Origin of the sequence: Pseudomonas sp. A0308, from assembly GCF_044218815.1 — a bacterium.
Classification (GTDB): domain Bacteria; phylum Pseudomonadota; class Gammaproteobacteria; order Pseudomonadales; family Pseudomonadaceae; genus Aquipseudomonas; species Aquipseudomonas iridis.
In genome coordinates, this window is the sequence record NZ_CP162581.1 from 3249785 (window position 1) to 3271604 (window position 21820).

General features: G+C 60.0%; 21 protein-coding genes. 11 read left to right on the forward strand and 10 right to left on the reverse strand.

Annotation, left to right across the window (positions count from 1 at the left end; translation table 11 throughout):
• The first annotated feature begins 10 nt into the window (after positions 1 to 10).
• From AB4P92_RS14965 to AB4P92_RS14975, 3 genes are read left to right on the forward strand one after another with little or no spacing between them, the layout of a single operon-like run.
• On the forward strand, positions 11 to 1090 hold the full coding sequence (locus tag AB4P92_RS14965; protein WP_395597814.1) for a heme A synthase: 1080 nt from the start codon (positions 11 to 13) through the stop codon (positions 1088 to 1090).
• Positions 1078 to 1977 carry a heme o synthase gene (gene cyoE / locus AB4P92_RS14970; RefSeq protein ID WP_395597815.1) on the forward strand — a complete coding sequence of 300 codons (900 nt, stop codon included), beginning with the start codon at positions 1078 to 1080 and terminating at the stop codon, positions 1975 to 1977. Before AB4P92_RS14965 ends, cyoE begins: the two co-directional genes overlap by 13 nt.
• Positions 1974 to 2609, forward strand: a complete 636-nt coding sequence (locus tag AB4P92_RS14975) for an SCO family protein (RefSeq protein WP_395597816.1) — start codon at positions 1974 to 1976, stop codon at positions 2607 to 2609. The genes cyoE and AB4P92_RS14975 overlap by 4 nt, the downstream gene beginning before the upstream one ends.
• Positions 2610 to 2783: 174 nt before the next feature.
• On the opposite strand, the gene AB4P92_RS14980 is transcribed toward AB4P92_RS14975, so the two are convergent.
• From AB4P92_RS14980 to AB4P92_RS14990, 3 genes are all read right to left on the reverse strand, one after another.
• Positions 2784 to 3554 (reverse strand): MetQ/NlpA family ABC transporter substrate-binding protein, encoded by a 771-nt coding sequence (locus tag AB4P92_RS14980; protein ID WP_047299202.1) that lies wholly within the window; start codon positions 3552 to 3554, stop codon positions 2784 to 2786.
• 77 nt (positions 3555 to 3631) lie between these two features.
• Positions 3632 to 4306, reverse strand: coding sequence for a methionine ABC transporter permease (locus tag AB4P92_RS14985; RefSeq protein WP_042556964.1), 675 nt, complete (start codon positions 4304 to 4306; stop codon positions 3632 to 3634).
• On the reverse strand, positions 4306 to 5313 hold the full coding sequence (locus AB4P92_RS14990) for a methionine ABC transporter ATP-binding protein (RefSeq protein WP_042556963.1): 1008 nt from the start codon (positions 5311 to 5313) through the stop codon (positions 4306 to 4308). The genes AB4P92_RS14985 and AB4P92_RS14990 overlap by 1 nt, the downstream gene beginning before the upstream one ends.
• A gap of 263 nt (positions 5314 to 5576) precedes the next feature.
• Here AB4P92_RS14990 and katE point away from each other — a divergent pair, with 263 nt between their 5' ends.
• Positions 5577 to 7718 (forward strand): catalase HPII, encoded by a 2142-nt coding sequence (katE, locus tag AB4P92_RS14995; RefSeq protein ID WP_395597817.1) that lies wholly within the window; start codon positions 5577 to 5579, stop codon positions 7716 to 7718.
• 80 nt (positions 7719 to 7798) lie between these two features.
• On the opposite strand, the gene AB4P92_RS15000 is transcribed toward katE, so the two are convergent.
• Genes AB4P92_RS15000 through AB4P92_RS15015 form a run of 4 tightly spaced genes read right to left on the reverse strand, consistent with a single transcriptional unit; the run spans position 7799 to position 10598 of the window.
• Positions 7799 to 8512, reverse strand: coding sequence for a PA5502 family lipoprotein (locus tag AB4P92_RS15000; protein WP_042556961.1), 714 nt, complete (start codon positions 8510 to 8512; stop codon positions 7799 to 7801).
• 37 nt (positions 8513 to 8549) lie between these two features.
• Positions 8550 to 9338 carry a zinc ABC transporter permease subunit ZnuB gene (gene znuB / locus AB4P92_RS15005; protein WP_042556960.1) on the reverse strand — a complete coding sequence of 263 codons (789 nt, stop codon included), beginning with the start codon at positions 9336 to 9338 and terminating at the stop codon, positions 8550 to 8552.
• On the reverse strand, positions 9331 to 10116 hold the full coding sequence (gene znuC / locus AB4P92_RS15010; RefSeq protein ID WP_042556959.1) for a zinc ABC transporter ATP-binding protein ZnuC: 786 nt from the start codon (positions 10114 to 10116) through the stop codon (positions 9331 to 9333). Before znuC ends, znuB begins: the two co-directional genes overlap by 8 nt.
• Entirely contained in the window at positions 10116 to 10598 is a 483-nt protein-coding gene (locus AB4P92_RS15015) for a Fur family transcriptional regulator (protein WP_042556958.1), read from the reverse strand. The genes znuC and AB4P92_RS15015 overlap by 1 nt, the downstream gene beginning before the upstream one ends.
• Positions 10599 to 10664: 66 nt before the next feature.
• Here AB4P92_RS15015 and AB4P92_RS15020 point away from each other — a divergent pair, with 66 nt between their 5' ends.
• Entirely contained in the window at positions 10665 to 11585 is a 921-nt protein-coding gene (locus AB4P92_RS15020; RefSeq protein ID WP_395597818.1) for a zinc ABC transporter substrate-binding protein, read from the forward strand.
• A 91-nt stretch (positions 11586 to 11676) separates the two neighbouring features.
• On the opposite strand, the gene AB4P92_RS15025 is transcribed toward AB4P92_RS15020, so the two are convergent.
• Both AB4P92_RS15025 and AB4P92_RS15030 read right to left on the reverse strand, forming a co-directional pair.
• The gene (locus AB4P92_RS15025) at positions 11677 to 12630 is read right to left on the reverse strand and encodes a homoserine kinase (RefSeq protein WP_042556956.1); all 954 of its coding nucleotides are present in this window, start codon (positions 12628 to 12630) and stop codon (positions 11677 to 11679) included.
• Between the two features lie 60 nt (positions 12631 to 12690).
• Positions 12691 to 12981, reverse strand: a complete 291-nt coding sequence (locus AB4P92_RS15030) for a DUF2782 domain-containing protein (RefSeq protein WP_042556955.1) — start codon at positions 12979 to 12981, stop codon at positions 12691 to 12693.
• Positions 12982 to 13055: 74 nt separating this feature from the next.
• Between AB4P92_RS15030 and polA the strand changes: the two genes are divergently transcribed.
• Entirely contained in the window at positions 13056 to 15860 is a 2805-nt protein-coding gene (gene polA / locus AB4P92_RS15035) for a DNA polymerase I (RefSeq protein WP_395597819.1), read from the forward strand.
• A gap of 329 nt (positions 15861 to 16189) precedes the next feature.
• Here polA and yihA read toward each other — a convergent pair whose 3' ends face one another.
• Entirely contained in the window at positions 16190 to 16834 is a 645-nt protein-coding gene (gene yihA, locus AB4P92_RS15040) for a ribosome biogenesis GTP-binding protein YihA/YsxC (RefSeq protein ID WP_150595860.1), read from the reverse strand.
• Between the two features lie 217 nt (positions 16835 to 17051).
• Between yihA and AB4P92_RS15045 the strand changes: the two genes are divergently transcribed.
• From AB4P92_RS15045 to AB4P92_RS15065, 5 genes are all read left to right on the forward strand, one after another.
• On the forward strand, positions 17052 to 17309 hold the full coding sequence (locus AB4P92_RS15045) for a cytochrome c5 family protein (protein WP_042561931.1): 258 nt from the start codon (positions 17052 to 17054) through the stop codon (positions 17307 to 17309).
• A gap of 45 nt (positions 17310 to 17354) precedes the next feature.
• Positions 17355 to 17966 carry a cytochrome c gene (locus AB4P92_RS15050; protein ID WP_042556952.1) on the forward strand — a complete coding sequence of 204 codons (612 nt, stop codon included), beginning with the start codon at positions 17355 to 17357 and terminating at the stop codon, positions 17964 to 17966.
• 188 nt (positions 17967 to 18154) lie between these two features.
• Positions 18155 to 18796: a thiol:disulfide interchange protein DsbA/DsbL gene (locus tag AB4P92_RS15055; RefSeq protein WP_042556951.1), complete on the forward strand. Its 642-nt coding sequence runs from the start codon at positions 18155 to 18157 to the stop codon at positions 18794 to 18796.
• 14 nt (positions 18797 to 18810) lie between these two features.
• The gene (locus AB4P92_RS15060) at positions 18811 to 19689 is read left to right on the forward strand and encodes an endonuclease/exonuclease/phosphatase family protein (RefSeq protein ID WP_115147887.1); all 879 of its coding nucleotides are present in this window, start codon (positions 18811 to 18813) and stop codon (positions 19687 to 19689) included.
• Positions 19686 to 21749, forward strand: coding sequence for a diguanylate cyclase (locus AB4P92_RS15065; protein ID WP_395597820.1), 2064 nt, complete (start codon positions 19686 to 19688; stop codon positions 21747 to 21749). Before AB4P92_RS15060 ends, AB4P92_RS15065 begins: the two co-directional genes overlap by 4 nt.
• The last annotated feature ends 71 nt before the right edge of the window (positions 21750 to 21820 follow it).

Sequence of the window (21820 nt, forward strand, 5' to 3'; positions counted from 1 at the left end):
GGGCATCGTCATGGCCAAACCTGGATTTCGCCTCGCGCTGTTTGCCACCCTGCTGGCACTGATTGTGGTGCTGCTCGGCGCCTACACACGCCTGACCCACGCCGGCCTCGGTTGCCCGGACTGGCCGGGCTGCTACGGATTTATCAGCGTGCCGAAAAGCGAAGCCCAACTGGCCCATGCCGAACTGCATTACCCCGAGGCGCCGGTCGAAGCACACAAGGGCTGGAACGAGATGATCCACCGCTACTTCGCTGGCGCCCTCGGCCTGCTCATCTCAGTGCTGGCCGGCCGCGCGTGGGTCAATCGGCGTCATCCGGGCCTGCCATTGAAACTGCCACTGTTCTTGCTGGCGGTGGTCATCGCACAAGCCGCGTTCGGCATGTGGACAGTGACGCTCAAGCTCTGGCCACAAGTGGTCACCGGGCATTTGCTCGGTGGTTTCGCGACGTTGAGTCTGTTGTTTTTGCTGACCCTGAGATTGTCCGGTGTGCTGCCGGCGCTGACCGTGCCAAAGCGTTTGCAGTACTGGGCGACGGCCGGACTGTTGCTGGTGATCGGCCAGATCGCCCTCGGTGGCTGGGTCAGTTCCAACTACGCGGCGGTGGCCTGCATCGACTTCCCGACGTGCCATGGCGAATGGCTGCCAGCCGCTGATTTCGCCAATGGCTTTCATCTGACCCAACACATCGGCCCGAATTACCTGGGCGGACAACTCGACAGCGACGCACGCACGGCGATTCATCTGACCCATCGCATCGGCGCGCTGCTGGTAACGCTGGTGCTGCTCGGTCTGGCCTGGCAACTGAAAGTGGTTGGCATGACCCGACTGGCCGGCCTGGTGCTCATCGCCCTCGCCGCGCAAATAACCCTCGGCATCAGCAACGTGGTGTTCCATCTGCCGCTGCCAATCGCCGTCGCCCACAACGCGGGCGGCGCAGCACTGTTGTTGTCGATGGTGCTGGTCAATTATCACGCGCGCACCAGTCTGGTTCGGGTCAAGCAGCCGCTAATTGCGCGGTGGCGCTTGAGCCCGCGTAAACACTCGGCGGCGCCCATCACAATAAAAGGAGAAACGCCGTGGCGATTCTGATTGGCGAACGTCCCGCGCAGGCGTTGTGGCGCGATTATCTGGAGCTGACCAAACCGAAAGTGGTGGTGCTGATGCTCATCACCTCGCTGGTCGGCATGTTTCTCGCGACCCGCGCCGGGGTGCCGTGGACGGTGCTGGTGTTCGGCAACCTGGGGATTGCGCTGTGTGCTGGCGGCGCGGCGGCGGTCAATCATGTGGTGGATCGACGCATCGACGCGCTGATGGCGCGCACCCACAAACGGCCGTTGGCCGAGGGCCGTGTTTCACCTGCCGCCGCGCTGACGTTTGCGCTGGTATTGGCGCTGCTGGGGCAGGCGTTGTTGCTGACCTTCACCAATCCGCTGACGGCGTGGCTGACGCTCGCTTCGTTGCTTGGTTACGCGGTGGTTTACACCGGTTTCCTCAAACGCGCGACGCCGCAGAACATCGTCATCGGTGGTCTGGCCGGCGCCGCGCCGCCGCTGCTCGGCTGGACCGCCGCCACTGGCCATGTCAGCGCCGAACCGTTGCTGCTGGTGCTGATCATCTTCGCCTGGACCCCGCCGCACTTCTGGGCGCTGGCGATTCATCGCAAAGAGGAATACGCCAAGGCCGATATCCCGATGCTGCCGGTCACCCACGGCGAGCACTACACCAAAGTGCACATTATGCTGTACACCTTTGCGCTGCTGGCCGTGAGCCTGCTGCCTTATGTGATCCACATGAGCGGCATGCTCTACCTCATTTGCGCCCTCGCCCTGGGCGCGAGGTTTCTGCAATGGGCCGTGGTGCTGTACCGTGGCACTCGGCCGCACGCGGCGATCAACACCTTCAAGTACTCTATTTATTACTTGTTCCTGTTGTTCATCGCCCTGCTCGTAGATCACTACTTACTGTTGAACCTATGACTCGAACCCAGAAAACCGTTTTCATCCTCGTCGCCGTGGTCGCGTTGATCCTCGGCCTTACCGTCAACAAAGTGCTGAGCGGCAAGGGCCAGGGCGACCCGACCGCGCTGATCGACGCCGGCATCATCCTGCTGCCGCAGAGCCGCAATCTGCCGGACGTGACGATGACCGATCAGGACGGCAAACCGGTCGCGATCAATGAACTCAAGGGCAAGTGGAGTCTGCTGTTTTTCGGCTACACCTTCTGCCCGGACATCTGCCCGACCACCCTCGCGCAACTGCGCCAGATCAAAAGTGAACTGCCGAAGGACGCTGTGGACAAGTTGCAGATCGTGCTGGTCAGCGTCGACCCGAACCGCGATAACCCGAAGCATTTGAAGCAGTATCTGGGCTACTTCGATCCGCAATTCGTCGGCCTGACGCCGACCTCGATCGAAGAACTGCAGAAAGTCGCCAACGCGGTGAGTATTCCGTTTATTCCAGCGGACACCAGCAAACCGAATTACACGGTGGATCACAGCGGCAATCTGGCGGTAATCGGGCCGGACGGCACGCAGCGCGGGTTTATTCGGGCGCCGCTGAACAACGCCAAACTGGTGGCACAGTTGCCGGTGATGCTTAACCGCAAATAACACGCCACTGCCCCCTGTGGGAGCGAGCCTGCTCGCGAAGAGGTCGGCAGAGTCAACATCTACATTGCCTGACACACCGCTTTCGCGAGCAGGCTCGCTCCCACAAGGGACTGTGTTTTCGGGCACAAAAAAGGGGACGCACATGGCGTCCCCTTTTCATTGCAGCAATCTGAATCAGAACGCCGGCAACACCGCACCCTTGTACTTCTCGGTAATGAATTGCTTCACCTCCGGGCTGTGCAGGGCAGCGGCCAGTTTCTTCATCGCGTCGCTGTCCTTGTTGTCCGCACGGGACACGAGGATGTTCACGTAAGGCGAGTCGTTACCTTCAATCACCAGCGCGTCCTTGGACGGATCGAGCTTGGCTTCCAGCGCGTAGTTGGTGTTGATCAGCGCCAGATCGACCTGAGTCAGCACACGCGGGATGGTCGCGGCTTCCAGTTCGCGGAACTTCAGGTCTTTCGGGTTTTGCGCGATGTCTTTGATGGTCGACAGGATGTTGCTCGGGTCCTTCAAGGTGATCACGCCAGCCTTGGCCAGCAGCAACAGCGCACGGCCGCCGTTGGTGGCGTCGTTCGGGATGACCACGTTGGCGCCGCCTGGCAATTCTTCGATCTTCTTGATCTTGCTCGAGTACGCGCCCAGTGGTTCCAGGTGTACGCCGGTCACGGCAACCAGGCTGGTGCCCTTGGCCTTGTTGAATTCATCGAGGTACGGCTGGTGCTGGAAGAAGTTGGCGTCCAGACGCTTTTCGGCAACCTGTACGTTCGGCTGAATGTAGTCGGTGAAGACCTTGACCTTCAGATCCACGCCTTCCTTGGCCAGTGCAGGCTTCACGAATTCGAGGATTTCAGCGTGCGGCACCGGGCTGGCGGCAACGGTCAGGGTTTCGGCGTGGGCCGAGAATGCCGCAACGGCAGCGAAAGCAGCGATCAGTTTTTTCATTCAGCTAACTCCTTATGAGGCGCCCGTCTGGCGCCTGCCAGCGAATGGCCGGCTCATCTCTTGATTACAAAAACCGGTTATTTGCGCGAGAAATGCACGACCAGTCGGTCGCCCACCATTTGCAACACTTGCACCAGGATCAGCAGCAACACCACGGTGACGATCATCACGTCAGTCTGGAAACGCTGGTAGCCGAAACGGATCGCCAGGTCGCCCAGGCCACCGGCACCCACCACACCGGCCATTGCCGTGTAGGAAACCAGTGTAATCGCTGTCACGGTAATCGCTGCGAAGATGCCCGGACGGGCCTCTGGCAACAACGCGTTGACGATGATCTGCCGAGTGGTCGCGCCCATCGACTGGGTCGCCTCGATGATGCCGCGATCGACTTCACGCAGCGCAGTTTCCACCAGACGCGCGAAGAACGGCGTTGCACCCACCACCAGCGGCGGAATCGCACCGGCCACGCCCAGCGAGGTGCCGGTGATCAGCACGGTGAACGGGATCATCACGATCAGCAGAATGATGAACGGCAGGGAGCGCAGGATGTTCACCGCCAGCGACATGAACGCGTAGACACCGCGGTTTTCCAGCAACTGACGCGGGCTGCACAAAAACAGCAGCACACCCAGCGGCAGACCGAGCAGCACGGTGAACAGCAGCGAACCGCCGAGCATCAGCATCGTGTCGCCGGTGGCCAGCCAGATTTCGTACCAGTCGATATTGGCGAAAAAGCTCATAAAGGCTTCCATTAACGCAGGACCTCCATGTGAACGTCAGCGGCGGTGAAGCGGGCGAACGCCGCTTCCATGTCGCCACCGGTGACGGCGAGGGTCAATTGCCCGTACGGAACGTCTTTGATGCGATCGATACGACCGGCCAGGATGCTGTAGTCGACACCGGTCTCGCGGGCGACGGTACCGAGCAATGGCGCGTAGGTCGCTTCGCCCTGGAAAGTCAGACGCACGATACGGCCCGGCACGTGAGCGAAGTCATCGCGCTGTTCGCTTTCGTCGATCTGCTCGCTTTCCTGCACGAAACGCTTGGTGGTCGGGTGCTGCGGATGCAGGAACACATCGGCCACCGAACCTTGCTCGACGATCACGCCGGCATCCATCACACCGACCTGATCGCACACACGGCGGATGACGTCCATCTCGTGGGTGATCAGTACGATGGTCAGTTTCAGCTCGCGATTGATCTCGGCCAGCAGTTGCAGGACCGAGGCCGTGGTCTGCGGGTCGAGAGCGCTGGTGGCTTCGTCGCACAGCAGAATCTTGGGCTTGGTCGCCAAAGCGCGGGCGATGCCGACACGCTGCTTCTGGCCACCGGACAACTGCGCCGGGTACTTCCTGGCGTGGTCGGAAAGACCGACCCGCGCCAGCAACTCGGCCACACGTTTGTCGATTTCGCTGCTCGACAACTCACCGGCCAAGGTCAGCGGCAACGCAACGTTGTCGGCGACAGTCTTGGACGCGAGCAGGTTGAAGTGCTGGAAGATCATCCCGACTTGCTGGCGGAAACGGCGCAGGCCGTTGGCGTCCAGCGCGGTGACTTCTTCGCCGTCGACGAAGATCTTGCCGCCACTGGATTCTTCCAGGCGATTGATCAGACGCAGCAGGGTACTTTTTCCCGCGCCGGAATGGCCGATCAGACCGAAGACCTGACCGTTCTCAATCGAGAGACTGGTCGGGTGCAGGGCTGGGATGTCCTTACCGGCGACGCGGTAAGTCTTGTGGACGTTTTGAAACTCGATCACGTAGCGAACCTTGTGGGGCGCGTTAGAAAAGGATCAGCGGTTAGCCGGGCGCGCATTTTAGCCTGTCCGTATAGAGGTTCTTAGCATTTATTTCGCATTTAACCTTCGAATTGGCAATAAGAAGATCAAAGGTCATAAAAAAGGAACGCCCGTTCCTTGTCATCGGTCACTACTTAAGCGACTTGAAAGCCTGGGTGCCGTGCCCGGGAACCACTCAAGAGTCCTCGGCACGTCCCGGGGGTCAAACGAGGAGTTTACGTCTGATGAGTACCAAGAAACCTGCCCCTGCAAAAAGTGAAATGGCCGGAACCGATACCCCGGATCGCGCCAACACCAACGCCAAGCTCGACAGTCTGGAGACCTTTCGCTCCGACGCCACCGGCCAGGCACTGCGCACCAACCAAGGCGTGAAGGTTGCCGACAACCAGAACACCCTCAAGGTCGGTGAGCGCGGGCCGTCGCTGCTGGAAGATTTCATCATGCGTGAGAAAATCACGCATTTTGACCATGAACGTATCCCGGAGCGTATCGTCCACGCCCGCGGCACCGGGGCCCATGGTTTTTTTCAAGCCTATGAAAATCATGCTGCGCTGACCAAAGCCGGATTTCTACAGGATCCAGGGAAGAAAACCCCGGTGTTCGTCCGCTTTTCCACGGTGCAAGGGCCACGCGGTTCCGGCGACACCGTGCGTGACGTGCGCGGGTTTGCCGTGAAGTTCTTCACCGACGAGGGCAACTTCGACCTGGTCGGCAACAACATGCCGGTGTTTTTCATTCAGGACGCGATCAAGTTCCCGGACTTCGTCCACGCGGTAAAACCTGAACCGCACAACGAAATCCCTACCGGTGGCTCGGCTCACGACACCTTCTGGGACTTCGTGTCGCTGGTGCCGGAGTCGGCGCATATGGTCATCTGGGCGATGTCCGACCGGGCGATCCCGAAGAGCCTGCGCAGCATGCAGGGCTTTGGCGTGCACACCTTCCGCCTGATCAATGCCGAGGGCAAATCGCGCTTCGTCAAATTCCACTGGCGCCCAACTGCGGGGACTTGCTCGCTGGTGTGGGACGAAGCGCAGAAGCTCGCCGGTAAAGACACCGACTATCACCGTCGCGACCTCTGGGAAGCCATCGAGATGGGCGACTACCCGGAATGGGAATTGGGCGTGCAGATCATCGAGGAGGAAAACGAGCACGATTTCGACTTCGACATCCTCGACCCGACCAAGCTGATCCCGGAAGAAATCGTGCCGATCACGCCGCTGGGCAAAATGACCCTCAACCGCAACCCGGACAACTTCTTCGCCGAGACCGAGCAGGTTGCGTTCTGCCCTGGCCACATTGTTCCGGGTATCGACTTCTCCAACGATCCGCTGCTGCAAGGTCGGCTATTTTCCTACACCGATACGCAAATCAGCCGACTCGGTGGGCCGAACTTTCATGAGCTGCCGATCAACCGCCCGGTGGCGCCGTTCCACAACGGTCAGCGCGATGCTCAGCACCGCACAACCATCGACAAGGGGCGCGCCTCTTACGAGCCGAATTCGATTGACGGCGGTTGGCCGAAAGAAACGCCACCGGCCGCGCAGGACGGTGGTTTCGAGAGCTATCCGGAACGCATCGACGCCGCCAAGATCCGTCAGCGCAGCCAGTCGTTCAGCGATCACTTCTCGCAGGCAACCTTGTTCTTCAACAGCATGAGCGAGCATGAGAAGGAACACATCATTGCCGCTTACAGCTTCGAGCTGGGCAAGGTTGAGCGCGAGTTCATCCGTGCGCGGGAAGTGAACGAAATTCTGGCGAACATTGATCTGGAACTGGCCAAGCGCGTGGCGGAAAATCTCGGTTTGCCGGCACCCACCAAAGGCACGGTCGAAGCGCGCAAAACGTCTTTCGATCACTCACCGGCGCTGAGCCAGGCCAACTTGTTGCCAGAAAACATCAAGACGCGAAAAGTAGCGATTCTTGCTGCCAACGGCGTCGATGGTGCAGCGATTGATGCAATGAAGAAAGCACTGGCCGCTGAAGGTGCGCACGCTAAATTGCTCGGCCCGACCTCGGCGCCGGTAAAAACCGCCGATGGCAAAAGCCTGCCGGTGGATGCATCGATGGAAGGCATGCCTTCCGTGATCTTCGATGCGGTGTTCGTGCCGGGTGGCGCGGCGTCGATCAAAGCGTTGGGCGGTGACGGCGTGGCGTTGCATTACGTGCTGGAGGCGTACAAGCACCTGAAGGCGATTGCATTGCACGGCGAAGCCAAGCAATTGCTGGATGTGCTGAAGCTGGAGGCGGATGCCGGGTTGCTCGAGGGTAAGGATGTCGGGGCGTTGACCAAACCGTTCTTTGCCGCGATCGGGCAGCATCGGGTTTGGGCTCGGGAGCCTAAGGCGAAAGCCGTTCCGGCGTAAAAGCAAAAGATCGCAGCCTTCGGCAGCTCCTACATGGGTTCACATTCGCCCTGTAGGAGCTGCCGGAGGCTGCGATGTTTTTACGGTTTACGCGGACTCAGCACCATCTGCGCCGGCACCGTGCGCAGGATCTGCTTCTCGATCTTCAGATCAAAATCCGGATTCAATTTCTTCACACGCTTGGTCAGCAAATTCGCCAGCCAGGGATAGTCATTGGTACGTGGCGCCTGAATAGTCACCGCACACTCGTAATTCACTACATCGGCGGCGATCGCATCCAATTGGCGGCGAAGTTTGGGACTATCGGTGATGTTCAGCGCGACCGTGGTGCTTTCGGCTGTCGGATCAATCACCTTGGCTTTCGGCCGGGCTTCCGCAGCGAGCAACGCCGCCTCGGCTTTTTCAAGTTCGGCCTTGCGTGCTTCGGTAATGGCGCCGTTGACGCCACCGGTCAGCGCCGGAGCCTTGGGCATCAATACTCGTGCACGGCTCAAAGCAGTTGCAGCAGCGTTTACATCACCCTTTTGCAGGACAATTTGGCTGCGACGCAGATACGCCTCGGCCAATTGCCGTTGATATTGCTCAAGGGATTGATCGTTGGGGGTTTCAGTCTGCAAAGTGGCCAACTGGGCTTCGGCAGTGGCCAACTCGCTGCTGGCCAGGCTTTGTTCCAGCTGCGCGATGGCCGTAGCCCGCGCATCGGGGACTTCAGCCACCGGCGGCGTGCTTTGGCAGGCGCCCAGCAGCACTGAAAATGCGACAAGGAGCAGATAACGGGAGGCGAACGGCTTCATTCCTGCGACTCTCTAATTGCGCAAAAAGCGGCCAAGTCTACACCCCACGACGAGGCAGAACAAAACTCAGCAGAAACAGTGCGGCCGCCGTCACAACGATTGATGGCCCCGCCGGGGTGTCCTTGAACCATGACAACGCCAGCCCGCCACACACGGCGAGCATGCCCAGCAGGCTCGCGCCCAGCGCCATCTGCTCCGGTGAACGAGCGTGACGCTGTGCCGCAGCCGCCGGAATGATCAACAGCGAAGTAATCAGCAATACGCCGACGATTTTCATCGCCACCGCGATCACCACCGCGATCAACAACATCAGCGCCATGCGCAAACCCGCGACCGGCAAGCCTTCAACCCTGGCCAGTTCCTCGTGCACGGTAATCGCCAGCAGCGGCCGCCACAGCGTCACCAGCAACACCAGCACCGCCGCGCTGCCGCCGAGGATCCACGCCAGGTCAGTCGGGCTGATCGCCAGCAGGTCACCGAACAGATAGGCCATCAGGTCGATCCGCACTTCATGCATGAAGCTTAGTACGACAAGCCCGAGAGAGAGCGTGCTCGGTGCGAGAATTCCCAAAAGCGTGTCGGATGCCAGCGGCTGACGCTGTTGCAACGTGACCAGCAACACCGCCAGCAGCAGGCAACCGACCGTGACCGCAACCGTCGGGCTGACATCCAGCAGAAAGCCCAATGCCACGCCGAGCAATGCGGCATGGGACAAGGTATCGCCGAAATACGCCATGCGCCGCCACACCACAAACGAGCCAAGCGGCCCTGCGACCACCGCCAGCGCCAGACCTGCAAGCAGGGCATACAACAGAAAATCAGCCATGCTTGCAGTTGTCTCCATGAACGTGGGGTTGGCCCGAAACCGGGCCCTTGACCACTGAACCGTGCAGGTCGTGGGCGTGGTCGTGGTGGTGGTGATAAATCGCCAAGCTCGGCGCGTTCTTGCCGAACAGCTCGACAAACGCCGGATCGCCGCTGACTTGCTCGGGGTGCCCAGAGCAGCAGACGTGACGGTTGAGGCAGACCACCTGGTCGGTGGTGCTCATCACCAGATGCAAATCGTGGGAAACCATCAGCACGCCGCAGCCGTGGCGATCGCGCAGCCGGGTGATCAGGCTATACAGCTCCGCCTGGCCAGCGACATCTACGCCTTGCACTGGCTCATCGAGCACCAGCAGTTCCGGTTCGCGCAGCAGGGCTCGGGCGAGCAGTACGCGCTGCATTTCACCACCGGAAACGCTCTGCACCGGGCTGTCGATGACGTGCTCGGCACCGACTTCTTTCAGAGCCGCCAGTGCACGCGGGCGATCAACGCCCGGCACCAAACGCAGAAAACGCAGCACCGAGAGCGGCAAGGTCGGATCGACGTGGAGCTTTTGCGGCATGTAGCCGACACGCAGTTTCGGCTTGCGCCAGACGCTGCCACTGTTCGGTTTCAACAATCCGAGCACGGCGCGCACCAGCGTGGTCTTGCCCGCGCCATTGGGGCCGATCAGGGTGACGATCTGCCCCGGCTCGACGCTCAGCTCGATGTTGTCCAGCACGGTTTGTCCGCCAAACGTGACGGCGACCTGCTCCAGACGGATCAGCGCATTGCTCATCAAGCCCCCTGGCAACCGGAGCACAGGCCGACCACTTCGACGGTCTGCGCTTCGACGATAAAACCGACATCCATGGCGCTGTTGATGATTGCGTCACTGATCACTTTTTGCTCAAGCTCGATGGCAGCGTGGCATTCGCGGCAGATCAGGAACTGGCCCTGATGCGCATGTTCCGGGTGCACACAGCCAACAAAGGCGTTGAGCGAGGAGATGCGATGCACCAGGCCGTTTTCCAGCAGGAAATCCAGCGCCCGGTACACGGTCGGCGGCGCGGCGCGGCGGCCGTCCTGCTCGCTCAGCACCGCCAGAATGTCGTAGGCACCCAGCGGTTTATGGCTTTGCCACACCAGCTCCAGCACTCGGCGGCGCAACGCAGTCAGGCGCAAGCCTTTCTGTGCACACAAAGTATCGGCCTCGGACAAAGCGCTGTGCACGCAATGAGAGTGGTCGTGGGGACGGCTGGCGATCGGTGTAATAGGCATGGGCGGCGACGAGTTTTGATAGAGACGTTATTATGTTACCCGTTCTCGCCTCCTTGAGTGGTCATCGTGTCCCGACTTTTTTCTGTTTTTGTGGCGTTTGTCGCCAGTTTCCTGTTGATCGGTTCGGCTCAGGCCGAGGTCAAAGTGCTCACCAGCATCAAACCGCTGCAGCTGATTGCCGCAGCCGTGCAGGACGGCGTGACGATTCCCGAGGTATTGCTGCCGCCGGGTGCCTCGCCGCACAACTATGCGCTGCGTCCATCCGACGTACGGAAGGTGCAATCGGTGGATCTGCTCTACTGGGTCGGCCCGAGCATGGAAGGTTTCCTGCCTCGCGTGCTGAACGGTCGTACGCTACCGAGCGTTGCGGTGCAGGATCTGCCGGGGATGAAACTGCGCCATTTCGCTGAAGACAGTCATTCCCACGCCGAAGAAGCCGACGATCATGACCACGATCACCGTCCGGGCACGCTGGATGCGCACTTGTGGTTATCGCCGGTGAACGCGCGGGTGATTGCCGACAAAATGGCCGCTGATTTGAGTGCAGCTGATCCGGCGAATGCCGAGCGCTATCAAAGTAACGCCAAGGCTTTCGATGAGCGTCTTGATGCGTTGGATCTGCGTTTGAAGAAGCGTCTGGCCAGTGTTGAAGGCAAACCGTACTTCGTCTTTCACGAAGCGTTCGACTACTTCGAAGACGCTTACGGCTTGAAGCATACCGGCGTGTTCAGCGTGGCGGCCGAGGTGCAGCCGGGGGCCCAGCACGTCGCTGCGATGCGCAAGCGTTTGCAGGAAGTGGGCAAGACCTGCGTGTTCAGCGAGCCGCCATTGCGCCCGCGTCTGGCGGAAACACTGGTCGCCGGCCTGCCGGTGAAACTGGCGGAACTGGATGCATTGGGCGGTTACACCCCGGCGACGGCTCAGGGGTATGAGCAGGTGCTGGAGAAGTTGGGCAATGATTTGGCGGGGTGCCTGGAGTCGTTGTAACCCCGGCATTCGTGTTGCCCCCATTCGCGAGCAGGCTCGCTTCCACAAGGATTAATGAAATCCTGTGGGAGCGAGCCTGCTCGCGAAGCTTTTAAAGGGCAAAAGGCAGATGAATGCTAACCATCTGCCGCTGCGCCAGGCGCTGCTCAAACTCCTGCGGATCGTGAATCAACACGTCCTGCCCGGCAAACTGTTCGGCCGCGATCAACCGCGACAGCCAGAACCGCACACACGCCACTCGCAGCATGGTCGGCCACAACTCAGCCTCTGCCGCCGTAAACGGCCGTAGCGCCGCGTAGGCGCCGAGGAAAGCACGGGCACGCGGGCCATCGATCAGACCATCATCGTCCGAACACCAATCGTTCAACGCAATCGCCACGTCATAGAGCATCGGGCCCGAGCAGGCGTTGTAGAAGTCGATCAGCCCGGTCAGATGCGTGCCTTCGAACATCGCGTTGTCGCGAAACAGGTCGGCGTGAATATTCGCCCGTGGCAGCGCGAGAATCTTGTCCTTGCGCGCAGTGATTTCATCCAGCGCCTTTTGCAGCAATGCGCGCGGCGCATCGCTCAGGTGCGAGAGCAGCTCGGTGCCCTCCTCCAGCATCCAGTCGAGGCCACGATCGGTCTTGCGCTTGATCATGTGCTCGCCCTGGGTCGCCAGGTGCAGATGCGCCTGCAACTCGCCGACCTGCGCGCAATGCTGGGCGTTGGCGACCTTGATGTGCTTGCCTGCCAGACGCGGTTGCAGCAATGCCGGTTTGCCTTTGAGTTCACGCAACGCCACGCCGTCGATGGTGCGCAGTGCGTACGGCACCGGCAGATCGGCTTCGTGCAGCACGTCGAGCAGGTCGATGAAGAACGGCATCTCCTGCACCGGGCCGCGTTCGACCAGGGTCAGGACGAATTCGCCCTGCTCCAGGCTGATGAAGAAATTGGTGTTTTCGCTGCCGGCGGCAATCCCCTGGAAATCAAGCAGACGGCCAAGCCCGTAAGGGGCGAGAAAGGTTTCCAGCTCGGGCCGAGCCAGGGGGGTGAACACAGACATGGTTAAAAACTGCTCAGTTCGGGCGCCGCGATCAACGCGGCGCCGATTAAAATTAAGAGACTACTTCCATTCGAAAATCTTCCACGACGGAATCAGCATATCCGGCTGATCCGAGCGAATGAAGTTCGCATCCGTCCCGTCTGCGCGCACAAGAAAGTACGGTGGTGCGCCCTTCGGCGTGACTTTGATCGCATACAGGAAACCGTTTTGTCGATACTCCTGAATGGTCTTGTCGCCTTCCGTGCGAATGGTAACTTCGGGGTCCCCCGTCGGCGCATCATCCGCCGCCATCGCGGCCAATGGTGAAGCAGCAATCAACCCGACCAGCAGCAAGCGATTTAACGTACGCATGATAACCTTGTCCCTTTGTCGTCAACGGTCCCGCTATTCTAGCGCCGGGCCCGCCGAAAAGGTTGATTCTGCTCATGAGCCAAGCCCCCCTCGTCCTGGTGGACGGTTCGTCTTACCTGTACCGCGCTTTCCACGCCCTGCCTCCTTTGACCACCTCCAAAGGTCTGCCGACCGGTGCGGTCAAGGGCGTGCTGAACATGCTCAAAAGTTTGCGCAAACAGTACCCGGACAGTCCGTTCGCTGTGGTTTTCGACGCCAAGGGCGGCACATTTCGCGATGAGATGTACGCCGAATACAAGGCCAACCGCCCGAGCATGCCCGACGACATGCGCGTACAGATCGAGCCCCTGCACCAGAGCGTGATCGCCCTCGGCTTCCCGCTGCTGTGCGTGGAAGGCGTCGAGGCCGACGATGTGATCGGCACGCTGGCCCGCAGCAGTGCGGCGGCGGATCGCCCGGTGATCATCTCCACCGGCGACAAGGACATGGCGCAACTGGTCGATGGCCACATTACCTTGGTCAATACCATGTCCGGTAGCTCGATGGACGTGGAGGGCGTGAAGGAGAAATTCGGCGTCGCTCCGGAGCAGATCATCGATTATCTGGCGCTGATGGGCGACTCTTCCGACAATATTCCGGGCGTTCCCGGCATCGGCCCGAAAACCGCATCCGGCCTGCTGGTCGGCGTCAACGGTGGCCTGACCGAGCTGTACGCGCAGCTCGACATCGTGCCGACCCTGCCGATTCGCGGCGCCAAGACCCTGCCGGCCAAGCTCGAAGAACACAAGGAGATGGCTTTCCTCTCCTATCAACTGGCGACCATCAAGATCGACGTGCCGCTGGACGTCGAACTCGACGATTTGCAGATGCGCGCCGAAGATCCGGCCAAGCTCTACGAGCTGTACACGCTGCTGGAATTCAAAAGCTGGATCAACGATCTCGATCGCGACGCCAAACGCCTGGAGCTGAGCAGCGCTGCGGCGCCTGAGCCGGCGGGTGATCTGTTCAGCGCGCCAGAGGCCGAGGCTCCGACCGCTCCGGCTGAAGCTGCTTATGAAACCATCCTCGATCAGGCGCGTTTTGACGTCTGGCTGGAAAAACTCAAGAACGCCAAACTGTTCGCCTTCGACACTGAAACCACGGGTATCGATGCGCAGCAGGCGCAGCTTGTCGGTCTGTCGTTCGCGGTGCAGGCCAACGAAGCGGCGTACATTCCGTTGACCCACTCCTACATCGGCGTGCCGGAGCAACTGGATCGCGACACCGTACTGCGCGCGCTCAAGCCGATTCTCGAAGACCCGAACAAACTCAAGGTCGGCCAACACGCCAAGTTCGACATGAACATTCTGGCCAACTGCGCCATCGGCGGCGATCAGAACGAAGGCATCACCGTGCGCGGCGTCGCCTTCGACACGATGCTTGAGTCCTACGTGCTCAACTCCACCGCCACCCGCCACGACATGGACAGCCTCGCGCAGAAGTACCTGGACCACACCACCGTGAGTTTCCAGGACATCGCCGGCAAAGGCGCCAAGCAACTGACCTTCGATCAAATCGCGCTGGAACAGGCCGGGCCGTATGCCGCCGAAGACGCCGACATCACCTTGCGTTTGCACCAGACGCTGTTCGAAAAACTCAGCGCCATTCCAAGCCTGGCCAGCGTGCTGACTGACATCGAGATTCCATTGGTACCGGTGCTGGCGCGCATCGAACGCCAGGGCGCATTCGTCGATGCCGAGCTGCTCGGTATCCAGAGCATTGAGCTGGGCAACAAGATGGTCGCGCTGGAGCGTGAAGCGTTCGAAATCGCTGGGGAAGAGTTCAACCTGGGCTCGCCCAAGCAGCTCGGCGTGATTCTCTACGAAAAACTCGGCCTGCCGGTTTTGAAGAAAACCGCCAAGGGCCAGCCGTCCACTGCCGAAGAAGTGCTGGCAAAACTCGCCGAGGACGATCACCGCTTGCCGAAAGTGCTGATGGCGCATCGCTCCATGAGCAAGCTGAAAAGCACCTACACCGATCGCCTGCCGGAGCAGATCAACCCGCGCACCGGGCGCGTCCATACCTCGTACCATCAGGCCGTGGCATCGACCGGGCGCCTGTCCTCCAGCGATCCGAACCTGCAGAACATTCCGGTGCGTACCGCTGAAGGCCGACGCATCCGTCAGGCCTTCGTCGCGCCAAAAGGCTACAAACTGCTGGCGGCGGACTATTCGCAGATCGAACTGCGGATCATGGCCCACCTGTCCAAGGACGAAGGCTTGATGAACGCCTTCCGCAACAATCTGGATGTGCATACCGCCACCGCTGCCGAAGTGTTCAAGGTCGAGCTCAACGAAGTGACTTCCGACCAGCGCCGTGGCGCCAAGGCGATCAACTTCGGCCTGATCTACGGCATGGGCGCACAGAAACTCGGCAAGGACATTGGCGTCGACACCAAGACCGCCAAGGCTTACATCGACACCTACTTTGCGCGTTATCCGGGCGTTCGCGAGTACATGGATCGCACCCGCGCGCAGGCTGCGGATCAGGGTTATGTCGAAACGTTCTTCGGCCGTCGCCTGTACTTGCCGGAAATCAACTCCAACAAGCCGCAGGAACGCGCTGCCGCTGAACGCACGGCAATCAACGCGCCGATGCAAGGCACGGCAGCCGACATCATCAAGAAAGCCATGGTCGCGGTGGATAATTGGCTGACGGCATCCGGGCTGGACGCGCGAGTCATCCTGCAAGTGCACGATGAACTGGTGCTGGAGGTTCGCGAGGATCTGGTCGATCAGGTCAGCGCCGAAATTCGTCAGCACATGAGCGAAGCGGCGAAGCTGGATGTGCCGCTGCTGGTCGAAGTGGGTGTGGGCAATAACTGGGATGAGGCGCACTAAGCCATTTTGAGCTGGTTTTGCTGCGGCTTTGCGCCGCGGCAGACCCGTTGGAAGGTGCTTAGTCCGAATAGCGCTTGGGCTTATTCCAAAGCTTTTTGAAAAAAATCTGAACTAATCTTGCAGCTCGCTACTCAGAGTTACTGAATGGCTGGTGAAGCCCTTCAATGCTCCTATGTTGTGTTAAGTGTTGGCAGATATCTGAACCCCGCCCTAGCGGTTCGGAACTTAAACCCCGGAATTTCTCCCTCCCCACTGAAATCCGGGGCTTTTTTTGCCCAAAAATCGGCTGTGGTGCTACGCAAGACACCACAGACGATTTTGAAATCCTTTTACTCAGACGCCGTTTCGGCGCCCTTGTCTGCCAATTCCATCCAGTCCGCCAACACAGTGTAGGCCTCTTCCAGGCCCATGCGTTTCGGCGCCGAGAACAGCTGGATAGTCACCAGATCACCCCAACCCTTACGAATTTCCGCCTGAACCTTGAGCAGCGTGTTCTTCGCTGCGCCGTAGGTCAGCTTGTCCGCTTTGGTCAGCAGAATGTGCATCGGCATGCCGGCCGCAACCGCCCAGTCGAGCATCAGCAGGTCGAAGTCGGTCATTGGATGACGGATGTCCATCATCAGAATCAAACCCTTCAAACTCTCGCGGCCACCCAGGTAAGCCTCAAGGTGACGCTGCCAGTGCATCTTCAGCGGGATCGGTACTTTTGCATAACCGTAGCCCGGCAGGTCGACCAGACGACGATCTTCGTCTAGCTTGAAGAAGTTCAACAGCTGTGTGCGACCCGGAGTTTTCGAGGTACGCGCCAGGCTGGCGTGAGTCAGGGTGTTCAGCGCGCTGGATTTGCCGGCGTTGGAACGACCGGCAAATGCCACTTCAAAGCCTTCGTCGTCGGGGCACTGATCGACTTTGGCGGCACTGAGCATGAACGTGGACTGTTGGCACAGGCCGAGGATGGGATTTTTGAGCTGCATGGGATTTCCGATGTGGGCGGCGCCGGGAATGGGCGCGGAACGCGGTGTCGCTTCCGTTTCAGTGACGCCAGTATATAATGCCGCAGATTTTGTGTGTGCTTTGTCCCAGCGAAGGACGAAGTTTACGAGAGCGACAGACCTTGATTGCGCATTAGAACGCAAAACGCTCTCAACCCTGAAAAGGTCGTTTAAATGGCTGCTGGCTGCCGGAGTCTTGATGCCGCTTTGCAGCGCACAGGCTACACAGGATCCGGAAGCCGTGTACAACCGTGTTTGTAGTGCCTGTCATTCCGGCCAACTACCCATGGCGCCCGAAAGAGGCGATCAGGCAGCTTGGACGCCGAGGTTGGCGAAAGGTATGGAGACGCTGGTGCAACACGTGACCCAGGGTTTCAAGGCGATGCCGCCGCGTGGTTTGTGCATGGACTGCAGTGCCGAGGATTACCAAGCCATCATCCTGTGGATGAGCGAGTAAGCCCGGTCCATAACTCTTAACCCTTAGCCGTAGTTGGATTAGCTGATGAACAAATTGATCGTGAGTCTGCTGTTGACCGTGGGAATAACTGGCTTCGCCCATGCTGCAGGTGATGCCGCAGCAGGTCAGGCGAAAGTCGCTGTATGCGGAGCCTGCCATGGCCCGGACGGGAACAGCATGGCGCCAAACTTTCCAAAACTGGCCGGTCAAGGTGAACGCTACCTGACCAAGCAGCTACACGACATCAAGTCGGGCAAGCGCGTAGTTCTGGAAATGACTGGTCTGCTGACCAACCTCAGCGATCAGGATCTGGCCGACATGGCTGCCTACTTCGCCAGCCAGAAAGGCAGCGTCGGCGCCGCCGATCCCAAGCTTGTGGCGCGCGGTGAAGCCCTGTTCCGTGGTGGCAACCTGACCAAGGGCCTGCCAGCCTGCACCGGTTGCCACTCGCCCAATGGCAGCGGCAACGCTGCTGCCGGCTTCCCGCACCTGGGTGGCCAACACGCTTCATACATCGCCAAACAGCTGACCGATTTCCGCAAGGAAGAAGGCGGCCGTACCAACGATGGTGACACGATGACCATGCAGACCATTGCCAAGCGCCTGAGTGATGAAGACATCGCCGCGGTCTCCAGCTACATTCAGGGCCTGCACTAAGAGCCCTGGCTGCAACGGACATCTCGCGCAACGTTAACGCTCGATTAATCCGTCGCAGCAAGTATAAAAAGGGTGGCTTTGGCCGCCCTTTTTTGTGGCCGCTGCCGTTACACTACAGAACTCATGCCCGCCAAGGCCTGTCTGAGAACAGGTCGCGCGAGGCGACCCAATTTGTCCAGGAGTAAAGCATGCGTAATCTGATCATCAGCGCCGCCCTCGTCGCTGCCAGCCTGTTCGGCGTGACTGCCCAGGCCGCTGAAGCCCCTGCCGCCCCTTATGTAGAGCTGAGCAATCCGGTGCCGGTTGCCGTGCCTGGCAAGATCGAAGTGGTAGAGCTGTTCTGGTACGGCTGCCCGCATTGCTACTCCTTTGAGCCAGTGATCAATCCGTGGGTTGAAAAACTGCCATCCGACGTCAACTTCGTGCGTATTCCAGCCATGTTCGGCGGCCCATGGGACGCTCACGGCCAGATGTTCCTGACGCTGGAAGCTATGGGTGTTGAACACAAGGTTCACAGCGCTGTGTTTGAAGCGATCCAGAAGCAGCACAAGAAGCTGATCGACAAGAACGACATGGCTGACTTCCTCGCCACTCAAGGCGTGGACAAGGACAAGTTCCTCGCCACTTTCGACTCTTTCGCCATCAAGGGTCAGATCGTAAAGGCTCGCGAACTGGCCAAGAAGTATGAAATCACCGGCGTGCCAACCATGATCGTCAACGGCAAATATCGCTTCGACATCGGCTCCGCCGGTGGTGCCGAGCAAGCGCTGAAACTGGCTGACCAACTGGTTGCCAAAGAGCGAGCCACCAACAAGGCTGCTGCCAACTAAGCGCGGCAACCGCCATGCGCCGCTGGAAGACCGAACGCATCGTTGGCTTGCATGATCCGCAAGTCAACGAGCATCACCTGGCGTCCACGGGCCTGCCAGCGGATCATCGTCTGCGCTTGCTCAGTTTCAACATTCAGGTCGGTATCAGCACCGAGCGTTACCGGCACTACCTGACCCGCAGCTGGCAGCACCTGCTGCCGCACACCGGGCGCTCAGGCAATCTGCAGAAGATCGGCGACCTGCTCGGCGACTTCGACCTGGTCGCGTTGCAGGAGGCCGATGGCGGCAGCCTGCGCTCGGGCTACATCAATCAAGTCGAACACCTGGCCCATCTCGGCGCCTTCCCCTATTGGTATCAACAACTCAATCGCAACCTCGGTCGACTGGCCCAGCACAGTAATGGCGTGCTCAGTCGTCTCAAGCCGTGGGCGATCGAGGATCATCCGCTGCCCGGCCCAAAAGGTCGCGGCGCGATCCTGCTGCGCTTCGGCGAAGGCCCGGAAGCGCTGGTGGTGGTGATGATGCATTTGGCCCTTGGAGCGCGAACGCGCAGCCTGCAACTGGCCTATATTCGTGATTTGATCGGTGGCTACAAACATCAGATATTGATGGGTGATATGAACACCCATGCCAGCGATCTGCTACAACAGTCGCCGTTACGCGATCTCGGCCTGCTGGCCCCGCAGGTGGAAGCGACATTCCCCAGCTGGCGTCCTCAGCGCTGCCTTGATCATATTTTGCTCAGCCCGACCCTGACCCTGGAAAAGGTCGAAGTGCTGGCACAACCGATTTCCGATCACCTGCCGGTCGCGGTAGAGATTCGTCTGCCGGGTTCGCTCACGGCCGATGCATTGCCCGCGTTGAGTCCTGCCCCTCGCGGAACCCCTGAATGAGCGACGAAGCCCAGCGCTGGAAAGAGAAATACCTCAAAAGCATCGAACAACAGGACAAACTCGAACGTCGCTGGGCCGCAAGGCTCGACCTGCTGCGCCGAGGCCTGGTGCGCAGCACGCTGGCCGCTGAGGGCACCGACCGCGTCGTTGATCAATGCATGAAAGAAATGCGCGACGTGGTGCGCTCCGACAACATGGATGCCGGCCTCGCCGCCCTGTTGCCACGCCTGGAAAAAGCCGTGCTCGACTCCGAACAGCGTCGCGAAACCCGGATCGATCAGGTCAGCACTGCACTGAACGCGCTGGTGACTCAGCTGCAAGCGTTGCCGCTGCCACGGGAAGTCGCCCAGCCCCTGAAGAAATTTGCCAAACAACTGGATGGCCGTGTCGGTCAGGCCAGGGAACTGCCGCTGCTGCTGGGTGAACTCAGCGGCCTGCAGGGCAAGGCGTTGAGTCAGGTGGAGACACCCGCCGAACCTGGCCGGCCGGGGTTGCTGCAAAGGCTTTTCGGCAGCCGAGACAGCGAGGAGGCGCCGGAACCGACGGCGCAAGCTCAAGTTGCGCCGACGGCACAACCGGCAGTTGCACCTGCACCTGCAGACGAACCCGCCCCAGAGCCTGTCGCAGTCACTGAGCCACCGGCGGCCGCTGCCGTTACCCTGGACGCCGCGCCAACCGCGATTTCCGAGACACCTGCGCTTGCGCCTCAGCGCGAACCGCAAATAACGACCTTCGTGCCGCCAACGGTGACCAGCGAAGTGATCAAAGCTGCACCTGAAGCAGACGCAGTCGAATCCGAGCCCGAGCCCGAAACCGCTCCAGCACCTGCTCCGACGCCAGTTGTTTTACCTGTCGCCTTCAACCCCGACGAATTGATCCACCCCGGCGATCCAGAGCCGCTGTTCCTCGACACCCTGCCCCTGCCGCCGCCCATCGCTCAAGCACTGGCGGCGATTGATCCGGAGCAATCCGAGCACGACATCCTCTTCGCCCTGCCGGATTCCCCGGAGCCGTCCTACAGCTCCGTGGCCAAACACATCGAAGACACGCTGATCGGCCTGCTCGACGACCTGACCCTGCCCGAACGACATCGCCCACAAGCCGAAGCCATGCGCGAGCGGCTCAAGCATGGCTTGAACTGGTACGAACTGATCCCGATCCTCGACGATCTGGCGACGTTGATGCTGGCGATTACCGACAGTGGTCAGCACGAATTCGAAGCGTATCTGCAGCAACTCAACGAACGCCTCGAGGCGTTCCAGAGCAATTTGCAAGCCGCCAGCGAAGGCCATGCCGACAACAGTTCGGCGGCGCGGGCGATGGACACGCAGATCCGGGAGCAAGTCGACGGCTTGCAGACCAGTGTCCAGGAGGCTGCCGACCTGGATGACCTCAAGCAGGTGCTGGAAAATCATCTCGAAGGCTTGCTCGGCACCATGGATCAACATCAGAAGCAGCGCGATGCCCGGGAACAGGAAGTCGCGACGCGCCTCAAAGGTCTCTCCGAGCGCGTGGCGCACATGGAGCAAGAAGCCCAGGGCTTCCGCGAACACCTTGAAGAGCAACGCCAGAAGGCCCTTATCGATCCGCTCACCAGCCTGCCCAACCGCGCGGCCTGGAGCGAACGTCTCGAGCATGAGATCAAGCAATGGCAGCAGCACGGCAACACACTGAGCCTGGCAATGCTCGACCTTGATCACTTCAAGCGAATCAACGACAACTACGGCCACCTGGCCGGTGACAAAGTCCTGAAGATCATTGCCACGGTGTTGCGCAAACGCCTGCGCGGTTCAGATTTCATCGCACGTTTCGGCGGCGAAGAGTTCGTTCTGCTGATGCCGGCCACCCCGCCAGCGGTCGGTGCAAAAATGTTGGAAACCCTGCGCGCAGCGATCGAAGCGTGCCCGTTCCATTTCAAGGGTGAACGGGTGACGATCACGATTTCCATGGGGCTGGCATCGTTCAAGCCAGGAGAACACAGCGATCTGGTGCTTAAAAGAGCCGATCAGGCGCTATACCGGGCTAAAAATGGCGGGCGCAATCGAGTTGAGCTGGGCTGATAATTTGTTCCATTTTGTTTAAATCCGCTCGCTGACCGTCTGGACCCAAGGCAGTACGTTACACTGTTGCA